Genomic DNA, 18,316 nt, shown 5'->3' on the forward strand with positions numbered 1-18,316 from the left:
TTTGCTGAATTTTACTTCAACAAACCTTTACAATTTTGAACGAAAATATTATTTCACAGAAGTTGCAGCCGTATATTTTTCTGTTACTTTATCCCAGTTAATTACATTAAAGAAACCTTCTACGTAATCTTTTCTTTTGTTTTGGTGTTTTAAATAATAAGCGTGTTCCCAAACATCAACAGCTAAAATTGGTGTTCCGGTATTTCCTAGTTTTGTCATCAACGGATTGTCTTGATTTGCAGTAGTCGTAATGACTAACTTTCCTGTTTTATCAACAATTAACCAAGCCCAACCTGAACCGAATTGTTTCATTGCAGCATCAACAAATTGTGTTTTAAAATCGGCAAAACTTCCAAAATCTTTTGTGATAGCTTCGGCAACAGCACCGGTTGGTTCTCCGCCTTTGTTGGCTGCCATTATTTCCCAAAAGAAATTATGGTTATAATAACCGCCACCATTGTTACGAACTGCTTTGTTTTCTAAATCTAATTTTTTAAAAATGTCTTCAATAGACATATTAGCCATTTCTGTTCCTGCAATAGCTTTATTTAAATTATTTGCATAACCTAAATGATGCTTTGAAAAATGAATTTCCATGGTTTTTGCATCAATATGAGGTTCTAAAGCATTGTATGCGTAAGGTAAAGTTATCATTTCAAAAGCTCCGCCTTCATCCACTTTGACATCTGCCGGGTTGCCCATTTCTGTTACAACCTCTTCTTTTTCCGGTAATGGAACTTCAACTACTTCTTCTAATTTTTTGCTGTTATTACAACTTAATAAGGTTGAGATAATTAAAGCTGATAAAATTAATTTTTTCATAATATTATTTTTTTTTATTTAGTAATGAATTTATGGTTTCGATGTACAATTCTTTGGCTTCGTCAGGAGATATATGGCTTATTTGCATCCAAGCATTTGTTTTAAAGGCGTTTCTCAAATCGTTATTGCTCAATTGTTTATAACCAATTGTATCATGAGTTGCTTGTTTGTAATAGGCATAAATACGCAACATTACATCCTGAGGCAATTGCTCAGTCATATTTGATGCTTTTTCAAAAGCCTCTAAAAAACGAGTATCTAAATCTTTCTCTGCCATTTTATTTTTCGGCTACAACGGTTTCTCCACCTTTTACGGTTTGGTTTAAACTAACGTTTATTTTAGTACCTAAAGGTAAGAATAAATCAACTCTTGAACCAAATTTTATAAAACCGGCATCTGTTCCTTGTTTTACAATTGTTCCTTCTTTGGCATAGTTTACGATTCTTCTTGCTAAAGCACCTGCAATTTGACGGTATAAAATTTCTCCAAAATTTTGGTTTTCAATTACAACTGTAGTTCGTTCGTTTTCTGTACTCGCTTTTGGATGCCAAGCAACAAGGTATTTTCCGGGATGATATTTGCTGAAATTTATTTTTCCATTCACTGCATAACGTGTTACATGAACGTTGATTGGCGACATGAAAATGGAAACTTGAAGCCTTTTGTCATTAAAATATTCCGGTTCAAAAACTTCTTCTATCACAACTACTTTTCCATCAACAGGAGCAATTACATGATTATCATCGATTTGAGTTAATCGTTTTGGATTTCTGAAAAATTGCAAGATTAGAATTAAAAAAATCAAACCAATAATCTGAATTGTCATTCTTAACCACGTTAATGATATGAAATGATCTGCTAATAAAATCAAAGCCGCCACAAAAATGGTTGCTATTAAAATGATTTTTGCTCCTTCTTTATGAAACATAATTTAAAATTTGGTAAAACAAAAAAATGAATGGTGCTACGTAGATTATACTGTCTAATCGATCTAATATTCCTCCGTGACCGGGCATGATTTTTCCACTGTCTTTCACTCCGGCTAACCTTTTGAACTTAGACTGAATTAAATCACCCAGTGTTGCAAATATACTAACTAAAATCGCTATTCCAATCCAAATCCAGATATTGGACGTTCCGATAAAGAATTTTGCTATCACAATACTGCCTAAAACACTGAAGGTTAATCCTCCAAAAAATCCCTCAATTGTTTTTTTGGGAGAAATGCGTTCAAAAAGTTTGTGTTTGCCAATTGACTTTCCTACCACATAAGCAAACGTGTCATTTGTCCAAATCAAAATAAAAATTCCAATTAATATTCTGGGATTATATCCATTAACACCAATTGGAATTTTTGTTAAAATAATAAAAGGTAGTATGATATAGCCAATAAGATATAACCACTTTTCATGCTTTTTGAATGCTTTTTCTTTTTTGGAAAAAAGAAAAAATGCCAATTGTATTGAAACTAGTATGCTAATAATAGTTATAGTTCCATCATATACTTGATTAAAAGGAGTATTATAAAAAATAACATAACTAACTATTGCTATAATTAGCGGAACAACATAATTTAGTCTGACTAATTTACAAAATTCAAGTACAGCTAGAGCCAAAAAGAGACCAAACAAAATGTAGAAAGTAATGTTTGAATAAAGTATGCAGCTTAAAAGTAAAAGAATATAAACTGCACCCGATAAAGCTCTTATAAGCGTTTCATTCATCTTATAGATCTTCTAAAAGCAAGAGATACAGATTTTTGGCTGCACTTCCGTAATGAAGAAAATCTTCTTCTTTTGCTTTTTCAAAATATTTTATAGTGGTAATGTTAGTTGGATAATCTTTGTCGTAGCGTTTTTTAATTTCTCGTAAACCGTCACTTTTACTTTCCAAAATCTGACTTGTTGTTGCAAAAACAACAATATTTGCTGGTAATTCGTGTGGTTTGTTTTGTTTAATCTGATTAGAAGTTAACAAAACCGAGCCTTCATCAGCAATTAAATTTTCGCAACTTGCTAAAAGAAATTTTGGACTAGTTGTGTTTTTATAAGTCAATCTATTATCATCTAGAAAATGATAAAGTTTTGGTTCGTAGCAAACTGCTTCGCATTCAAACCAATCATTTTCTTCTAGGATATTAAGAAACTGTTCGTTTACTTCTTCTAAATTTTCACAATACAAAAACTTACCTCCATTTTTTTTAAAATTGAAAGTAAACATTTCGTCCACAGGAATTTTGGATTCGGGATTGAATGGACTTGCGTCTTTCTCCTTATTTTCATCAGAAGAATCGTTTCCGGCACCAAATAATTTTTTAAAAAGACTCATACTTTTTTAAACAATTCTGCAATTCGTAATTGAAATCGTTCAAAGATAAAAAAAACTCAATTCAAAATCATTTTTGAATTGAGTTTTTTATACTTTTTATCAAAAATTAAGAAATTTATTCTACTCCAACTGAAACATGGCTTTCATCTCCATACGGTCTCTTGCCAAAAATTGCTTCTAAATCATCTTTAAAAATCACTTCTTTTTCAATTAAAATGTCGGCTAATTGAATTAATTTATCTTTGTTTTCTTCTAATAATTTGATAGCTCTTTGGTATTGACCTTCAATTAATCCGGAAATTTCTTTGTCTATCGTAACAGCAGTTTCTTCCGAATAAGGTTTAGAAAAATTATATTCACTTTGACCTGAAGAATCATAGTAAGTGATGTTTCCTAATTTATCATTCAAACCATAAACCGTAACCATGGCACGGGCTTGTTTGGTTACTTTTTCCAAATCGCTTAATGCTCCGGTAGAAATGGTGTCAAAAATCACTTTTTCTGCGGCTCTTCCACCCATGGTTGCACACATTTCGTCTAGCATTTGATCTGGGCGAACGATTAGTCTTTCTTCCGGCAAATACCAAGCGGCACCTAAACTTTGCCCTCTCGGCACAATAGTTACTTTTACTAATGGAGCAGCATGTTCCAACATCCAACTCACCGTTGCATGACCGGCTTCATGTGTGGCAATGGCTCTCTTTTCTGCCGGTGTAACAATTTTATTTTTCTTTTCTAGTCCGCCAACAATTCTATCAACCGCATCTAAAAAGTCTTGTTTATCAACAGCTGTCTTGTTGTTTCTGGCTGCAATTAAAGCGGCTTCATTACACACATTAGCAATATCTGCTCCTGAAAATCCAGGGGTTTGTTTTGCTAAAAATTCAGTATCTAAGCCTTCAACTTTTTTCAATGGAGCTAAGTGAACTTCAAAAATCTCTTTACGCTCACGAATATCCGGTAAATCAACATAGATCTGACGGTCAAAACGACCTGCTCTCATTAATGCTTTATCTAATACATCGGCACGATTTGTAGCGGCTAATACAATTACATTTGTGTTGGTTCCAAAACCATCCATCTCTGTAAGTAATTGATTTAATGTGTTTTCTCTTTCATCGTTTGAACCGGACATATTGTTTTTTCCACGAGCACGACCAACGGCATCAATTTCATCAATAAAAATAATTGCTGGTGATTTGTCTTTGGCTTGTTTGAATAAGTCTCGTACTCTGGAAGCACCAACCCCAACAAACATTTCTACGAAATCTGAACCAGATAAAGAGAAAAATGGTACTTTTGCTTCGCCTGCAACAGCTTTGGCTAACAAGGTTTTTCCTGTTCCGGGAGGCCCAACGAGTAAGGCTCCTTTTGGTATTTTTCCACCTAAGTTGGTATATTTTTCTGGGTTTTTAAGGAATTCTACAATTTCCTGAACCTCTTCTTTAGCACCTTCTAATCCGGCAACATCTTTGAAAGTAACTTTTACATCGGTTTTTTCATCAAATAGTTTTGCTCTAGATTTCCCAATGTTGAAGATTTGACCACCTCCGCCACCGGCACCACCACCAGACATTCTACGCATGATGATAATCCAAATAACAACAATTAGAATTATTGGTAATAGGTTAATTAAAATTCCCGACCAATTGCTTTTAACCAAATAATTATAATCGGCTAATTTGTTTTCTTTTTTTGCTAATTCTAATTTGTCTTGAAATAATTTTACATCACCAATGTTTGGTAAAAGATAGTGTGCTCCTTTGTTTTCGCGACCTAAAACATCATTAATAACACCTTTGTGTTTTTTGTCTTTAAGGGCTTCTTTGGTAATATAAATTTCGGCTTCACTAAGATTTTCACCTTTGCTGTAAACCAAAACTTTTTCAATTTCACCTTTTTCAAGGTATTCATTAAATTTAGAAATGGTTAATTTTCCGGGTTCTTGGAATGAACTTCCACCAGAGATTACACTGATAAAAATAAAAATACCGGCAACAATAAAATAAACCAGCCAAGGATTAAATTTAAATTTATTCGGGTTTGGTGTAGAATTATTTTCTTTTGACATTATGAGTTTTCTTCTTTAGCAATTTTTAAATTTTGTTTGGAATAGTAGTGATTTTAGCATCGCCCCACAATCCTTCGATATTATAAAATTCACGCACGTGTTTTTGGAAAACATGAACAACAATGTCCACATAATCCATTAAAACCCATTCGGCATTTTCTGAGCCTTCCACGTGCCAAGGTTTATCTTTTAATTCTTTAGAAACTGTTTTTTGAACCGAGTTAACGATGGCGTTAACTTGCGTATTGGAGTTACCGTTGCAAATGATAAAGTAATCGCAAACAGTATTTTCGATTTCTCGTAAATCTAAAATGTCGATGTCATTTCCCTTAACTTCTTCTATTCCTTTGATGATGTTTATCAATAACTCATCTTTACTAACTTTCTTATTCGCCATTTACTATTTTAATATTTTCGCAAAGTTATCAAAAATTGTGTTTATTTTTGAAGCTTAACACAACTTTAGAACGATTTTTATATAATTTATTTCTATGGATATCATCAAACTAAGTGCCATAAATTCTACAAACGACTATTTAAAGGAGTTGATAGCCAAACAAGTGGTAACAAATTTTACTGTTGTGATGTCAAAAAGTCAAACCAACGGAAAAGGTCAAATGGGTTCGGTTTGGATTTCGGAATCTGGTAAGAACTTGACATTTAGTGTTTTAATACGGGATTTGATTGTAGATGTTAAACAACTTTACACTTTAAATATTGTTGTTTCCTTGGCTATTATTTCTGTTTTGGAAAAATATAAAATTCCTTCAGTCACAATCAAATGGCCAAACGACATTATGTCAGGTAATCACAAAATTGGAGGCATTTTGATTGAAAACAGTTTTAAATCAGATGGAGAAGTTTTTTCGATTGTTGGAATTGGCTTAAATATAAATCAGATTAATTTTGAAAATCTTCCAAATGGTTCCTCTTTAAAATGTAAAACCGGAGTGGATTATGATTTAGATGAACTACTTGATGAATTTTGTGTTTCAATTAGACAATTTGTCTCAAAAATTAGAACACAAGCTGATTCAATTTGGAATTCATATCATCAAAAATTATTTAAAATCGGAATTCCCATGGCTTTTGAAAATAAAAAAGGGGAGAAGTTTATGGGAATTATTCAACATGTTTCACCCGAAGGTTTATTGAATGTTTTGTTGGAAGATGATTCAGTCGTTTCCTTTGGAATTAAAGAAATTAGGATGTTGTATTAAAAAAAGAGCCCCAAATGGAGCTCAAATTTTAGTATTCTTCTTCGTCTTCGTCGTCATCAGAAGGTTCGTCTTCAAAATCATCGTCGTCATCGTCGTCATCTGAACCACCAGAATCTTTTAACGGATCAATTTCTACATCATCATCAGAAGGTGCGTCGTCATCTTCTTCGTCTATATCCACTTCATCAATGTCATCATCTAAATCAAGACCTTTAACCGGTGCGATTGTTTCTACTTCTACATCCAAATCTTCGTCTTCTTCAAAATTCTCAATGCGGGTGGCTAATTTTTTACTAACTTTAACCAAATAGATAGTATCTTCTGTACGAACTTCAACTGCTTCAATTAGTTCGTTTTGTGCATTTCTAAAGCGAATAATGTCGGTATCCTCGTAGCCATCAGGAAATTTTTCCACAAGCATCGAAAGAATATCATTCGTTAGTTTAGCATAGTCAACAATAATTCTTCTCATAAAAAAATCTGTTATAAATCAAGTAAGTAAGCAAATATTAATGGGGCAACAATGGTTGCATCGGATTCTATAATAAATTTAGGCGTGGTAATGTCTAATTTTCCCCACGTAATTTTTTCGTTCGGAACAGCTCCGGAATACGATCCGTAACTTGTGGTTGAATCAGAAATTTGGCAAAAATAACTCCAAAACGGAACATCATGCATTTCCATATCCTGATATAACATCGGCACAACACAAATCGGAAAATCACCTGCAATTCCTCCACCAATTTGGAAGAAACCAACTCCTTTTCCGGTTGAATTTTTTGGATACCAATCGGCTAACCACATCATATATTCAATTCCGCTTTTCATCGTGGTAGGTTTAAAAGTTCCTTTGATGCAATAGGAAGCGAAAATATTTCCCATCGTGCTGTCTTCCCATCCCGGAACAACAATTGGTAAATTTTTCTCAGCCGCAGCAACCATCCAAGAATCTTTTGGATCAATTTCGTAATATTGTTTTAAAACACCAGAATTAATCATCTGATACATAAATTCGTGCGGAAAATAACGTTCTCCTTTTGAATCTGCATTGTTCCAAATGTCAAACAAATGCGATTGTAATCTACGGAACGCTTCTTCTTCAGGAATACACGTATCAGTAACTCTATTGTAGTGATTTTCAAGTAAATCCCATTCTTCTTGTGGACTTAAATCACGGTAGTTTGGAACTCTTTTATATGAATTATGAGCGACCAAATTCATGATATCTTCTTCCAAATTAGCACCCGTACACGAAATGATATGTACTTTGTCTTGACGAATCATTTCTGCTAATGATTTTCCTAGCTCAGCCGTACTCATCGCACCGGCTAATGTGATCATCATTTTTCCGTTTTCAAGCAAATGTTGTTCATATCCTTTGGCAGCATCAACTAATGCAGCAGCATTGAAATGAAGATAATTTTTTTCAATAAATTGACTGATAGGTCCTTTACTCATTTTATAATTCTTAAATTGTATTCGTATTATTATGGCTCAAAGAAAAACCTTTTTTCTGAAAAGAAAAAAGGTTTTTAGAACAAAAAATGTTATTTTTTATCGTACCCCAAAATTGATAGTACTTGCTCTGCACTTTGTTGTTCAGAAAATACTTCGGTAGCCAAAATTCCGTTTTCATCGCGATCGATTAAAATATGTTTTGGTTGCGGAATCAAACAGTGGTGTAAACCGCCAAAACCACCAATGGTTTCTTGATAAGCTCCAGTGTTGAAAAATCCAATGTACAACGGTTTTTCCTTGTTATATTTTGGTAAATAAACTGCATTCATATTCTGTTCAGAGTTGTAATAATCGTCGCTATCACAAGTCAATCCACCCAATAAAACCCGTTCGTATGTATCGTTCCATCGATTAATGGCCAGCATCACAAAACGTTTGTTGATTGCCCAAGTATCCGGTAAAGTGGTGATGAAAGAAGAATCAATCATATTCCATTTTTCACGGTCATTTTGTTGTTTTTGGTATAAAACTTGGTAAATAGCTCCGCCACTTTCGCCAACGGTAAAAGAACCGAATTCAGTAAAAATGTTTGGAACATCCACTTCCGCTTCTTCGCAAGAAATTTTAATTTGATTGATAATTTCGTCAATCATATATTGGTAATCATATTCAAATGCTAATGAGTTTTTTATAGGAAAACCACCACCAATATTCAAACTATCTAATGTTGGACATTCTTTTTTTAATGCAACATACACTTTCATACATTTCAGTAACTCATTCCAGTAATAGGCAGTGTCACGAATTCCCGTGTTGATGAAAAAGTGAAGCATTTTTAGCTCTACTTTCTTGTTTTCTTCAATTTGTTTTCTGTAAAAAGGAACAATGTTTTTATAACCAATCCCCAAACGAGAGGTGTAAAACTCAAATTTTGGTTCTTCTTCGGCTGCGATTCTAATTCCGATTTTGAATTTACCATCAATTTTTTCTTGGAGTAAATCTAATTCTTCAAAATTATCAATAACAGGAATAGTTTTATTATGACCATTATTGATTAATCGAGCAATATTATCAATGTATTGCTCACGTTTAAAACCGTTACAAACTACATAGGTATTTTTGTTGATTTTTCCTTCTGCCATCAAATTTTCTACAATATTAATGTCAAATGCAGAGGAAGTCTCAATATGAATGTTGTTTTTAAACGCTTCGTTCATGATAAAACTGAAGTGAGAACTTTTTGTACAATAACAATAATAGTATTTTGCATCGTACTTATTTTTTTCCATCGCTTTTCTGAACCAACCTTTTGCACGGTTGATATTATTAGAAATTTGCGGCAAGTAGGTAAACTTTAATGGAGTACCGTATTGTTCTACAATTTTCATCAAATCGATTTGGTGAAATTGAAGATTATCTTTGTTTAATGTAAATTCTTCTTGCGGAAAGTAGAATGTTTGATTAATTAAGTCGAAGTATTTAGTATTCATTTGTTTGTCAGTAATTTAGATTAAAAGTGAAGTAAAAAATAATTAATCTAAATTTCAAACCCGAATATTTGCAAAAATTATTTGCAGTTTTTCATGAAACATTTTGGAATTTTCTGAATTGTCAAAATTTAAAGTATTTTTTGAACTTACGCTATTTTTAATAAAACATTGAAAAGACCAATGATTATTGAACGTTGTCAAATTTTCCCACTTTTTGTTTTGATTGTTTTTCATTGAGGCAAATGTAAAAAATAATCTAACCTAAATGCAAGCTCAAGGTTAAAAAAAATGTTATGTTTTATAATCATCAAAAGCCGAGGTAATTAGTTTGTTATCAGCTTGTTGGTGTAATTTAATTCTGCCAATTCCATCTATAAGAGCAAATTGAATCGTTCCGTATTCATTTTTTTTGTCATGAATCAATAAATCGATGATGGGATCAATGTCATTTTTATCAAAAATAACCCTTTCAAAAATGGAATTGATGGTGGTTTTTATTTCCAAATATTCATCCAAAGTAATTAACTCTTTTTTCATCGAAATATAACTTTCTAAAATCATTCCAACTGCAATGGCTTCTCCATGTAAAAGTGTTTTTTTTAAAGGATTTTCAAGAAAATAACTTTCAATTGCGTGGCCTAATGTATGTCCGAAATTTAATGCTTTTCGAATGCCGTTTTCCGTTGGATCTTGCATTACGATTGCATTTTTTATTTCAACAGATTGATAAATCAATTCATCCAAATCGTCCGAAGATAAATTGCCCAAATCGTTGAATTTAGTCCAATATTCTTTATCAAAAATGAGTCCGTGTTTGAGCATTTCGGCTAAGCCGGAACGCATTTCGTTTTGTGGTAAAGTCTCTAAAAAAATCGTGTCAACTAAAACCGCTTTTGGCGAATTAATCACGCCAATTTGGTTTTTTAAATTTCCCAAATCAACGCCGTTTTTCCCGCCAATTGAAGCGTCAACCATTCCTAATAATGTGGTTGGAACATTGATAAAATCGATGCCTCGTTTGAAAGTGGAAGCCACAAAACCACCAATATCTGAGACTACACCACCTCCAACATTAATAAGCAAACTTTTTCTATCTCCACCCAATTCTGTTAGTGTTTCCCATAATTGAACACAAGTTTCAATTGATTTAAAGGCTTCCCCAGATTCTATTTCTATAATTTCAATTTCATTTTCGATAGCCAAAAGTGATAAAAAATGTGGTAAACAATTATCATTTGTATTAGTGTCTACTAATATAAATAGTTTAGAATACTTGTTGTCTTTTAAAAAAGAATTTAAAAAAACGTAAGCATCTTGATTAAAATATATGGAATAATTGCTGGCTTGAATTGGTTGCATGAATCAGTTCGGTTTAGAAAATTAAATTCAAATTTCTTTGAATTTTTTCATTTTTAAAAATTTTGATACAAATTAAGGTAAAAAAAATATAACATTCTCAAACACTCCGTATCTTTGCTACACTATTTTCAACAAAACATGGATAAAATCTTTGATAATACGCAAGTTGCTTTTTCTTTAAAAAGTGATACTGAATTAGATAGAGCCTATTTTTTATTTAAAATGATTGATAGCGAGCCACTTGTTCGCATTGGAACAGCCGTTACAAATTTTGCTCTTAAAGCTCATTTGCCGGTAGAAGGATTAATTAGGGCTTCTGTTTTTGATCATTTTTGTGGCGGAGTAAGTGAAGATGATTGTTTGCCCGTGATGGAAAAAATGTTTACCAAAGGCGTTTGTTCTGTTTTAGATTATTCCGTAGAAGGCAAAGAAGATGAGATTGAATTTGATGCCGCGATGAAAAAAACGCTCAAAATAATTGAATTTGCTAAAGAAAAGAAAGCCATTCCATTTGCAGTTTTTAAACCAACCGGGTTTGGTAGATTAGACTTATATACTAAAGTTGGCGAAAAACAACCGCTTAATTTTGAGGAACATGCTGAATGGGATCGAGTAGTTGCAAGATACGAAGCAGTTTGCAAACTGGCACAAGAGCAAAATGTTCCTTTGTTGATTGATGCAGAAGAGAGTTGGATGCAAAATGCTGCCGATGATTTGGTAACTCAAATGATGCGAAAATATAATAGGGAAAAAGCAATTGTTTTTAATACGTTGCAAATGTACCGTTGGGATCGATTAGATTATCTAAAAAAATTGCACGAGCAAGCTAAATCAGAAGGTTTTTATATTGGTATGAAACTCGTTCGTGGTGCCTACATGGAAAAAGAAAACAAACGAGCTGAAGAAAACGGATATAAAACACCAATTTGTGCCACCAAAGTTGGCTCTGACGAAAATTATGATGCAGCCGTAGCCTACATGGTTGAAAATATTGACAAAATGGCAATTTTTGCCGGTACACATAACGAATTGAGTTCGTATAAATTGATTGAGTTGATGAAAGAAAAAGGTTTGTCATCCAATGATGAACGCATTTGGTTCGGACAATTGTATGGTATGAGTGATAATATCAGTTATAATTTAGCAGCCAATGGTTACAACGTGGCTAAATACTTGCCTTTTGGACCTGTTCGTGATGTGATGCCGTACTTAATTCGCAGAGCAGAAGAAAATACTTCCGTGGCTGGTCAAACGAGTCGGGAGTTGATGTTGATTAAGAAGGAGCGGGAGAGGAGGAAGTAGAGATAAAATAAAAAAACACAGCTATAAACTGTGTTTTTTTTGTGAATTAATTAACCTTAAAATTTATTTTCCACTTCTGCTGCTTCAAGCATAAAATAATGTAAATCGGTGTTTTTAATGAATGGTTTTAGTTTGTGGCTTCCTGGTCCAAACATCGCCAATTCGGTATAATCGGCCGAGTGGTCCATACTTATCCATCCTACGGATGTTCTGCTTTTTTGCATTTCGGCAAAGGTTTTGAAAGGTAGGTTTTTATAGTTGTATAATCCGTCATCCTTTTTTTCCAGATTAGAATAATAACTCATAATCGTTTTGGCTTCGTCATCGGTCAAGGCAAAACCATTGGCAAATTCAATGCGTTCTTTAATTTGAGCTAACGTAGATTCCGGTGTAAAACCATTTAAAATCCACTCATTCGTGTGTTTGTGCTGTTGTACGCTGTCAAAATGATCGTTTACATTTTTACCATATATCAAACCCGGATTCGCGTTTCCGTGATCGGTTGTAATAATGACTAAGGTTTCTTTATCTTTTTCAGCAAAATCGATGGCAATTTTCACGGCTTCATCAAAAGCAACTTGGTCATAGAGCAATCCTGCAATATCATTCGCATGAGCAGCCCAATCTACTTTTCCGGCTTCCACTTGCAAGACAAAACCATTTTTGTGACTTTTCATTCGGTCAATGGCTTTTTGCGTCATTTCTGCCAAAGTCGGAATCGTGTTGCCTAAATCTTTGATGTTTCCACGGTCAATCGAGTAGGGAAGTCCATCTTCAAAAAACACTCCCAAAATAGGTTTGTCGTTGGAAGTTGAATGCATTTCACTTCGTGTTTTAACCACTTGATATCCTTTGGATTGAAAAGCCGAATACAAATCTTTTTTATCTTTTCTGAAATTGGCATCAAAATATTTTTGTCCGCCACCCATCATCACATCAAATTGACTTTCTAAATAGGATTCTGCGATATCATCCTGACTATTTCTGCTTTTGCTTACAGCACAAAAACCTGCAGGAGTAGCATGCGTAATCGGAACGGTGGTGACACAACCCGCCATTTTTCCTGCTTTTTTGAACTTTTGCCAAATTGGTAAATATTCTTCACCGTTTACACCAACGTTTAACGCTCCGTTTTTAACACGGAAACCGCTTCCCCAAGATGAACTTGCTGCAGCCGAATCAGTCACAACGGATGATGCCGAAGCCATATCCATCAAAGCTCTTGTAACTTTATTTTCTCTATATAAATTCAACCAATTTGAACCTTTTCCATTTTTTCTATTTAGATGAATATCAGCCATGTTTAATGTTCCGGAACTCATTCCGTCACTCACTAATACAATGATGTTTTTCGCTTTTTTTCCTTTGAATTCTGTGGGTTGATCGAGAATAGTTGCAGTACTTTCAAAAGGGTTTAGAACGGCTGTTCCTAACGTAAATAATGTTCCGTTCCTAAAAAATTTTCTTCTGTTCATTGGGATTTTAAATTTTTCAAATGTAAAAAATACAAATGAGCTAAGCGTTAATTAATCATTAATTTCTATTCATAAAAAAAGCCGGAATGTGATTTCCGACTCCTTTTTGGTTGTGTTTGTTTGATTAGGTAGTGACATGCTATTTGTTTTAACCACGAATTCACAAATTAAAGTTCATACAGATTAGTTCATCTGTGATGAAAATTCGAATAAAATCGAATGAAAATTAATAAAATTTGTGAATTCGTGATTTGAAAAAAATTAAAACGTGATTTCAATCTGATTACGAAGAATATCTTCAAACGTTTCTCTTTCGCGGATTAAGTGACCTTTTCCTTCATACCAAAGAACTTCGGCCGGGCGGAAGCGAGAATTATAGTTAGAAGCCATCGAAAAACAATAAGCTCCGGCATTTCTGAAACATAAAATATCACCTTCTTTTATTTCGGAGATTCTGCGGTTGTTGGCGAAAGTGTCGGTTTCGCAGATGTAACCTACAACAGAATAAAAACGTTCTTTTCCTTTTGGGTTGGAAATGTTTTCAATGTGATGATAGGAACCATACAACATCGGACGAATTAAGTGATTAAATCCGCTATCGATTCCGGCAAAAACAGTGGAAGTGGTTTGTTTCACCACGTTTACTTTGGCTAAGAAATAACCTGATTCACTCACTAGAAATTTACCTGGTTCAAAAGCTAATGTCAACGGTCGACCGTATTCAGTTTGAAATTGATTGAAACGTTTGGATAATTTTTTACCTAATTCTTCCACGTTGGTTTCGATATCGTCTTTTTTGTACGGAACTTTGAATCCGCTACCAAAGTCAATGAAATCAAGTGTTTTGAAATTTTTTGCTGTTTCAAATAGAATTTCGGCAGCATACAAAAACACTTCGATATCCAAAATGTCGGAACCGGTGTGCATATGAATTCCGTTGATGTGCATATGTGTGTTTTCGATGATTCTCAACAAATGTGGTAGTTGATGAATGGAAATCCCGAATTTACTGTCAATGTGACCCACCGAAATATTCGTGTTTCCACCAGCCATCACGTGTGGATTAATTCGGATGCAAACCGGAACAGTCGGGTGTTTGGTTCCGAATTGTTCTAAAATCGAAAGATTATCAATGTTGATTTGAACGCCCAAAGTCGCCACTTCTTCAATTTCATCTATGGAAACGCCGTTGGGTGTAAAAATGATACGATTCGGTTCAAAACCGGCGGCTAAACCCAATTGCACCTCTTGAAGCGAAACGGTGTCTAAACCGGAACCTAATTTGTGAAAATATTTTAAAACAGAAATATTGGATAATGCTTTTACCGCATAATTAATCTGCAATCGTTCTACTTTTGAAAACGCGTTAACTAAACGATTGTATTGGGATTCAATTTTTTCGGCATTGTAAACATAAAGCGGTCCACCGAATTGGTCTGCTAATTGTAGTAAATCTGATGAGTTCATTCGTTAATTTTCAACAAAGGTAAGTCTGCAATACGTTAGTTTCAAATTTTTTGTGTTGAAATAACAAAAAATAACAATTTGTTATATTTGTAACTTATTTTAAAGGCATAAAAAAATAGTTTGCAATATGAAAACTTTTTTTATATTTGTTCTATGAAAATTCTCGTCAAGAAAACGATATTGTTTTATATCAAAAAATATCCATTTGCAGAAACGCAATTGTTGATTTGGTATAATGAGTTTTCAAAATATGAATTCAGTAATTTTAATGAACTGAAGAAAGTTTATGGAAACGCAAGCATAGTGAGTAACAATAGAGTTGTGTTTAATATTAAGGGGAATGATTTTCGACTTATCATTTCTGTGAATTTTTTGCAACGAGCTTGTTATGTAATTTGGTTTGGAACACACAAAGAATATGACAAAATAAATGTAGAAACAATTTCATTTGACACGACAATTTTAACAAACAAAAAGATTTAATTATGAAATGGAAAGTATTGAAAACTGAGGAGGATTACAATAAAGCATCGATACGAATGATGGAGATTTTTAATGCTGAGCCAAACACTCCCGAAAGTGATGAATTAGAATTACTTATCGTTTTGGTAAAAGATTATGATGACAAACATTATCATTTGCCTGAATTAGATGCCTTAGAAGTAATTAAATATAAAATGCAGGAAATGGGAATAAAGGCTAAAGATTTAGAACCCATTATTGGAAGTAAAGGACACGTTTCTGCCATTTTATCCGGTAAACGTGAAATAACTTTAAAGATGGCACAGAAACTAAAAGATTATTTTAGTATTCCTGCAGAAGTGTTTTTGCATAGTGCTTGATTTACTTCTTCATCTTCGAAACCTGCATCGCAATAAATTCCGGTAGATAGTTTAGTGTGCAGCCTTTGTGCACAAATTCGCCTTTGTATAAGCCGGTTCGTTCTCCGAGGGCGATGCATCTTTGGCGAAATTCAGGTTGAAAAATGCCGATTTGAGCAGCAGTAAAATTCATTGCCCATTGCACTTCCGGTTGTTCTTTTTCTATATTTTTTTCGATGGTGGAAAGAAGGTATTCGCTGTTTGGAGGAGGTGTTTGTCCGACCCATCGCAAACGAGCTTGATAGTACCAAAAAATTCTACGTTGAAGTGGTGATTTGCTATTTTCCCAAGATTCGATGAGCGAAATGGTTTTTTTATCTTTGGAAAGTTGGTTTGCCATTAACCAATCGATTAATTGTGTTCGTTCTTCTTCGGGGTGTTGGCTGATGTCGTTATCCAGTTGATTAATGAGTTCTTGCGTGAGCAATTTTTTATCCATAATCAGGATGGCTAACTGTCGGTGGTGAAAACCGCCAATTGACCAAAGTTCCATTGCTAATTCGTGGTCTTTTTTGATTTCTTAGGCAATGATAAGCAAATCGCCCAGTTTGGTTGTTTTTAGGTTGATTTGAGAGGAGATGGTTAGGGTTTTTGGGGAGAGGTTCATGGGGTTTAGGACAATGCTGTAGCTTTCAATATGTTATTTAAAGTTCTTAATAGCTTTACTTTCAAGTAAAGATTTCATTTGATTTATTGCGACTTTGTTGAGTTGAATTAGTCGTTCGTTTTGTTGCAAACCTTGACCGATTAGTAAAGCGTTTATACTTTCCAAATTACTCAAAACTACCAATTGTTCTAAAGTCGCATAATCTCTGCTATTTCCTCTTTTATCAGAATTGTTTTCTCTCCATTCTTTGGCTGTTATTCCAAAAAGTGCTACGTTTAGTAAATCGGCTTCGTTGGCATAAACAAAGCTTGCTTGTTGTTTGGTAATTTCTTTTGGAATTAAATTTTCTTTAATAGCATCTGTATGGATTTGGTAATTAACTTTAGCTAAAGTTCGTTGTAAGTTCCATTCCAATTTTAGACGACTGTTTTCATCGTCTTTTAGTCGTTGAAATTCATTGACTAAATAAATCTGAAATTCAGGACTTAACCACATAGCGAAGTGAAAAGCTATGTCTTTGTGTGCATAAGTTCCTCCGTAACGTCCGGCTTTTACAAACATTCCTTTGGCTTTGGTTCGGTTAATCCATTGACCAACAGACATCATAAATCTGTTTGTGCCTGCTTCTTGTCCAATTACCCCGAATTCGGGGTAATTAAAATCTTTGTTGTTGATTTTCTCCCAAACACCTAAATATTCCAACGTGTTTTTATTCGTTATCCATTTGCCGATTAGTCCGCTACCTTCCTTAAAAGAACTTGTCATGTCGGTTAAACTGATATAATCGGTTTCGTTAAGATGAATAACCGTTATATCGGATTCGTTTACATTTAATTTGCTGCTTTTTGCCATATTCTGATTCGCTAAAAAACAAATTTACAAAAAATGATTACGAATTTTTGAGTTAATTGAGGTTTTTGTTTAAGTTGTAATATATACGATTTTAAACTGCCACACTAAGATTCAAGGCAGTGGTAGAGCTAACTGACGGTGAATAAAACCACTGATTGACCAAATTTCCATTGCTAATTCGTGGTCTTTTTTGATTTCTTTAGCAATGACTCGCAAATCGCCTAATTTGGTTGTTTTGGGGTTGATTTGAGAGGAAATCGTTTGGGCTTTTGGGGAGAGTTTCATCGTTATTTGTTTAAGAGAAATAGCGTTTATCGTGTATGTCTTATTGGGGTTAAATATCCGAGGTTTTTCGGTGAAGCAGTAAAAATAGCGAAAATTCACTAACTTTAACCTAAGTACTTCAGCTGTAATAAGCTATACGTGGTGCTGTCAGTACTATTTATTACTGTTTATTGTTTTTCTCGTATTCTTGGAATTCCGCTTTGGTGGCTTTTTCTCCGTTGATGTAATATTCATCTCCCGTATCAGACCACCAAGTCAGTCCGTGTTTTTTTCCATCCACGAAATTAATTTTCCACATTATATGTTGACCTGTTTGGTCATAAAAAATATCATATCCGTTTTTCATTCCGTTCTTAAATTCGGCTGTTCCAATTAGAACTCCGTTCTGATATGATTTTTGAAGTCCGATTAATTTTCCATCTTTAAATTCGCAAAGACTATATTCATCTTTTTCTGGATTAACAATTAATTTGTAATCTCCATTCAAATATCTGTCAGCTTTTTTTACTTTAATTAAAGTTGTATCTTTATTAAATTCGAAATTTAATTCCTCAAATGAAACGATTTTTCGTTCTTGAGAAAATCCGTTGTTAAATCCTAAAATTAAAATTAGGTAAATCAGTTTTTTCATATTACTGGCAACTTATATATATGTCTGACAATCCTCAGATTTTATTTTTTCAAATTTAAAAAATAAA

Annotated in this window: 21 protein-coding genes; 4 read left to right on the forward strand and 17 right to left on the reverse strand. The window is 33.6% G+C overall.

Features of this window, described 5'->3' with window-relative positions; translation table 11 throughout:
* Positions 1 to 48: 48 nt before the first annotated feature.
* From AC23MC_RS11930 to rsfS, 7 genes are all read right to left on the reverse strand, one after another.
* Positions 49 to 822, reverse strand: coding sequence for a superoxide dismutase (locus tag AC23MC_RS11930; RefSeq protein WP_487568582.1), 774 nt, complete (start codon positions 820 to 822; stop codon positions 49 to 51).
* A 4-nt stretch (positions 823 to 826) separates the two neighbouring features.
* A complete protein-coding gene (locus AC23MC_RS11935) occupies positions 827 to 1,099 on the reverse strand; it encodes an acyl-CoA-binding protein (RefSeq protein WP_487568583.1) in 273 nt (90 codons plus the stop codon).
* A gap of 1 nt (position 1,100) precedes the next feature.
* Complete coding sequence (locus tag AC23MC_RS11940; RefSeq protein WP_487568584.1) at positions 1,101 to 1,751, reverse strand: phosphatidylserine decarboxylase family protein; 651 nt, start codon at positions 1,749 to 1,751, stop codon at positions 1,101 to 1,103.
* Positions 1,741 to 2,547, reverse strand: a complete 807-nt coding sequence (locus AC23MC_RS11945; protein WP_487568585.1) for a phosphatidate cytidylyltransferase — start codon at positions 2,545 to 2,547, stop codon at positions 1,741 to 1,743. Before AC23MC_RS11945 ends, AC23MC_RS11940 begins: the two co-directional genes overlap by 11 nt.
* 1 nt (position 2,548) lies before the next feature.
* A complete protein-coding gene (locus AC23MC_RS11950) occupies positions 2,549 to 3,151 on the reverse strand; it encodes a lactate utilization protein B/C (RefSeq protein WP_487568586.1) in 603 nt (200 codons plus the stop codon).
* A 115-nt stretch (positions 3,152 to 3,266) separates the two neighbouring features.
* Entirely contained in the window at positions 3,267 to 5,222 is a 1,956-nt protein-coding gene (ftsH, locus tag AC23MC_RS11955) for an ATP-dependent zinc metalloprotease FtsH (protein ID WP_487568587.1), read from the reverse strand.
* A 25-nt stretch (positions 5,223 to 5,247) separates the two neighbouring features.
* Positions 5,248 to 5,619, reverse strand: coding sequence for a ribosome silencing factor (rsfS, locus tag AC23MC_RS11960; RefSeq protein WP_487568588.1), 372 nt, complete (start codon positions 5,617 to 5,619; stop codon positions 5,248 to 5,250).
* A 94-nt stretch (positions 5,620 to 5,713) separates the two neighbouring features.
* Here rsfS and AC23MC_RS11965 point away from each other — a divergent pair, with 94 nt between their 5' ends.
* Positions 5,714 to 6,442, forward strand: a complete 729-nt coding sequence (locus AC23MC_RS11965) for a biotin--[acetyl-CoA-carboxylase] ligase (RefSeq protein WP_487568589.1) — start codon at positions 5,714 to 5,716, stop codon at positions 6,440 to 6,442.
* A 28-nt stretch (positions 6,443 to 6,470) separates the two neighbouring features.
* Here AC23MC_RS11965 and AC23MC_RS11970 read toward each other — a convergent pair whose 3' ends face one another.
* The 4 genes from AC23MC_RS11970 to aroB form a co-directional block, all read right to left on the reverse strand.
* Positions 6,471 to 6,914, reverse strand: a complete 444-nt coding sequence (locus AC23MC_RS11970; protein ID WP_487568590.1) for a DNA primase — start codon at positions 6,912 to 6,914, stop codon at positions 6,471 to 6,473.
* An 11-nt stretch (positions 6,915 to 6,925) separates the two neighbouring features.
* Entirely contained in the window at positions 6,926 to 7,900 is a 975-nt protein-coding gene (locus AC23MC_RS11975) for a deoxyhypusine synthase family protein (RefSeq protein WP_487568591.1), read from the reverse strand.
* 89 nt (positions 7,901 to 7,989) lie between these two features.
* On the reverse strand, positions 7,990 to 9,390 hold the full coding sequence (locus AC23MC_RS11980) for an arginine decarboxylase (protein WP_112084500.1): 1,401 nt from the start codon (positions 9,388 to 9,390) through the stop codon (positions 7,990 to 7,992).
* Between the two features lie 291 nt (positions 9,391 to 9,681).
* On the reverse strand, positions 9,682 to 10,749 hold the full coding sequence (gene aroB, locus AC23MC_RS11985; protein ID WP_487568592.1) for a 3-dehydroquinate synthase: 1,068 nt from the start codon (positions 10,747 to 10,749) through the stop codon (positions 9,682 to 9,684).
* A 138-nt stretch (positions 10,750 to 10,887) separates the two neighbouring features.
* Between aroB and AC23MC_RS11990 the strand changes: the two genes are divergently transcribed.
* Positions 10,888 to 12,051, forward strand: a complete 1,164-nt coding sequence (locus tag AC23MC_RS11990; RefSeq protein ID WP_487568593.1) for a proline dehydrogenase family protein — start codon at positions 10,888 to 10,890, stop codon at positions 12,049 to 12,051.
* 56 nt (positions 12,052 to 12,107) lie between these two features.
* On the opposite strand, the gene AC23MC_RS11995 is transcribed toward AC23MC_RS11990, so the two are convergent.
* Both AC23MC_RS11995 and lysA read right to left on the reverse strand, forming a co-directional pair.
* Complete coding sequence (locus tag AC23MC_RS11995) at positions 12,108 to 13,526, reverse strand: alkaline phosphatase (protein ID WP_487568594.1); 1,419 nt, start codon at positions 13,524 to 13,526, stop codon at positions 12,108 to 12,110.
* A 261-nt stretch (positions 13,527 to 13,787) separates the two neighbouring features.
* Positions 13,788 to 14,993 carry a diaminopimelate decarboxylase gene (gene lysA / locus AC23MC_RS12000; protein WP_487568595.1) on the reverse strand — a complete coding sequence of 402 codons (1,206 nt, stop codon included), beginning with the start codon at positions 14,991 to 14,993 and terminating at the stop codon, positions 13,788 to 13,790.
* A 153-nt stretch (positions 14,994 to 15,146) separates the two neighbouring features.
* On the opposite strand from lysA, the gene AC23MC_RS12005 reads away from it, so the two are divergent.
* Together AC23MC_RS12005 and AC23MC_RS12010 are read left to right on the forward strand one after the other, a co-directional pair.
* The gene (locus AC23MC_RS12005; RefSeq protein WP_487568596.1) at positions 15,147 to 15,476 is read left to right on the forward strand and encodes a type II toxin-antitoxin system HigB family toxin; all 330 of its coding nucleotides are present in this window, start codon (positions 15,147 to 15,149) and stop codon (positions 15,474 to 15,476) included.
* Between the two features lie 2 nt (positions 15,477 to 15,478).
* Entirely contained in the window at positions 15,479 to 15,835 is a 357-nt protein-coding gene (locus AC23MC_RS12010) for a helix-turn-helix domain-containing protein (RefSeq protein ID WP_487568597.1), read from the forward strand.
* A gap of 1 nt (position 15,836) precedes the next feature.
* On the opposite strand, the gene AC23MC_RS12015 is transcribed toward AC23MC_RS12010, so the two are convergent.
* From AC23MC_RS12015 to AC23MC_RS12030, 4 genes are all read right to left on the reverse strand, one after another.
* Positions 15,837 to 16,391 (reverse strand): DNA alkylation repair protein, encoded by a 555-nt coding sequence (locus AC23MC_RS12015; RefSeq protein WP_487568623.1) that lies wholly within the window; start codon positions 16,389 to 16,391, stop codon positions 15,837 to 15,839.
* A gap of 123 nt (positions 16,392 to 16,514) precedes the next feature.
* Positions 16,515 to 17,333 (reverse strand): KilA-N domain-containing protein, encoded by an 819-nt coding sequence (locus tag AC23MC_RS12020; protein WP_487568598.1) that lies wholly within the window; start codon positions 17,331 to 17,333, stop codon positions 16,515 to 16,517.
* Positions 17,334 to 17,444: 111 nt separating this feature from the next.
* Complete coding sequence (locus AC23MC_RS12025; RefSeq protein WP_487568599.1) at positions 17,445 to 17,618, reverse strand: hypothetical protein; 174 nt, start codon at positions 17,616 to 17,618, stop codon at positions 17,445 to 17,447.
* A gap of 160 nt (positions 17,619 to 17,778) precedes the next feature.
* Complete coding sequence (locus tag AC23MC_RS12030; RefSeq protein ID WP_487568600.1) at positions 17,779 to 18,249, reverse strand: toxin-antitoxin system YwqK family antitoxin; 471 nt, start codon at positions 18,247 to 18,249, stop codon at positions 17,779 to 17,781.
* Positions 18,250 to 18,316 lie beyond the last annotated feature (67 nt).

It is taken from the genome of Flavobacterium sp. T50_26 (genome assembly GCF_057652995.1).

Coding starts and splice junctions, on each gene's coding strand:
- AC23MC_RS11930 (WP_487568582.1), bottom strand. CDS start 822: ATGAAAAAATTAATTTTATCAGCTTTAATTATCTCAACCTTATTAAGT.
- AC23MC_RS11935 (WP_487568583.1), bottom strand. CDS start 1,099: ATGGCAGAGAAAGATTTAGATACTCGTTTTTTAGAGGCTTTTGAAAAA.
- AC23MC_RS11940 (WP_487568584.1), bottom strand. CDS start 1,751: ATGTTTCATAAAGAAGGAGCAAAAATCATTTTAATAGCAACCATTTTT.
- AC23MC_RS11945 (WP_487568585.1), bottom strand. CDS start 2,547: ATGAATGAAACGCTTATAAGAGCTTTATCGGGTGCAGTTTATATTCTT.
- AC23MC_RS11950 (WP_487568586.1), bottom strand. CDS start 3,151: ATGAGTCTTTTTAAAAAATTATTTGGTGCCGGAAACGATTCTTCTGAT.
- ftsH (WP_487568587.1), bottom strand. CDS start 5,222: ATGTCAAAAGAAAATAATTCTACACCAAACCCGAATAAATTTAAATTT.
- rsfS (WP_487568588.1), bottom strand. CDS start 5,619: ATGGCGAATAAGAAAGTTAGTAAAGATGAGTTATTGATAAACATCATC.
- AC23MC_RS11965 (WP_487568589.1), top strand. CDS start 5,714: ATGGATATCATCAAACTAAGTGCCATAAATTCTACAAACGACTATTTA.
- AC23MC_RS11970 (WP_487568590.1), bottom strand. CDS start 6,914: ATGAGAAGAATTATTGTTGACTATGCTAAACTAACGAATGATATTCTT.
- AC23MC_RS11975 (WP_487568591.1), bottom strand. CDS start 7,900: ATGAGTAAAGGACCTATCAGTCAATTTATTGAAAAAAATTATCTTCAT.
- AC23MC_RS11980 (WP_112084500.1), bottom strand. CDS start 9,390: ATGAATACTAAATACTTCGACTTAATTAATCAAACATTCTACTTTCCG.
- aroB (WP_487568592.1), bottom strand. CDS start 10,749: ATGCAACCAATTCAAGCCAGCAATTATTCCATATATTTTAATCAAGAT.
- AC23MC_RS11990 (WP_487568593.1), top strand. CDS start 10,888: ATGGATAAAATCTTTGATAATACGCAAGTTGCTTTTTCTTTAAAAAGT.
- AC23MC_RS11995 (WP_487568594.1), bottom strand. CDS start 13,526: ATGAACAGAAGAAAATTTTTTAGGAACGGAACATTATTTACGTTAGGA.
- lysA (WP_487568595.1), bottom strand. CDS start 14,993: ATGAACTCATCAGATTTACTACAATTAGCAGACCAATTCGGTGGACCG.
- AC23MC_RS12005 (WP_487568596.1), top strand. CDS start 15,147: ATGAAAATTCTCGTCAAGAAAACGATATTGTTTTATATCAAAAAATAT.
- AC23MC_RS12010 (WP_487568597.1), top strand. CDS start 15,479: ATGAAATGGAAAGTATTGAAAACTGAGGAGGATTACAATAAAGCATCG.
- AC23MC_RS12020 (WP_487568598.1), bottom strand. CDS start 17,333: ATGGCAAAAAGCAGCAAATTAAATGTAAACGAATCCGATATAACGGTT.
- AC23MC_RS12025 (WP_487568599.1), bottom strand. CDS start 17,618: ATGAAACTCTCCCCAAAAGCCCAAACGATTTCCTCTCAAATCAACCCC.
- AC23MC_RS12030 (WP_487568600.1), bottom strand. CDS start 18,249: ATGAAAAAACTGATTTACCTAATTTTAATTTTAGGATTTAACAACGGA.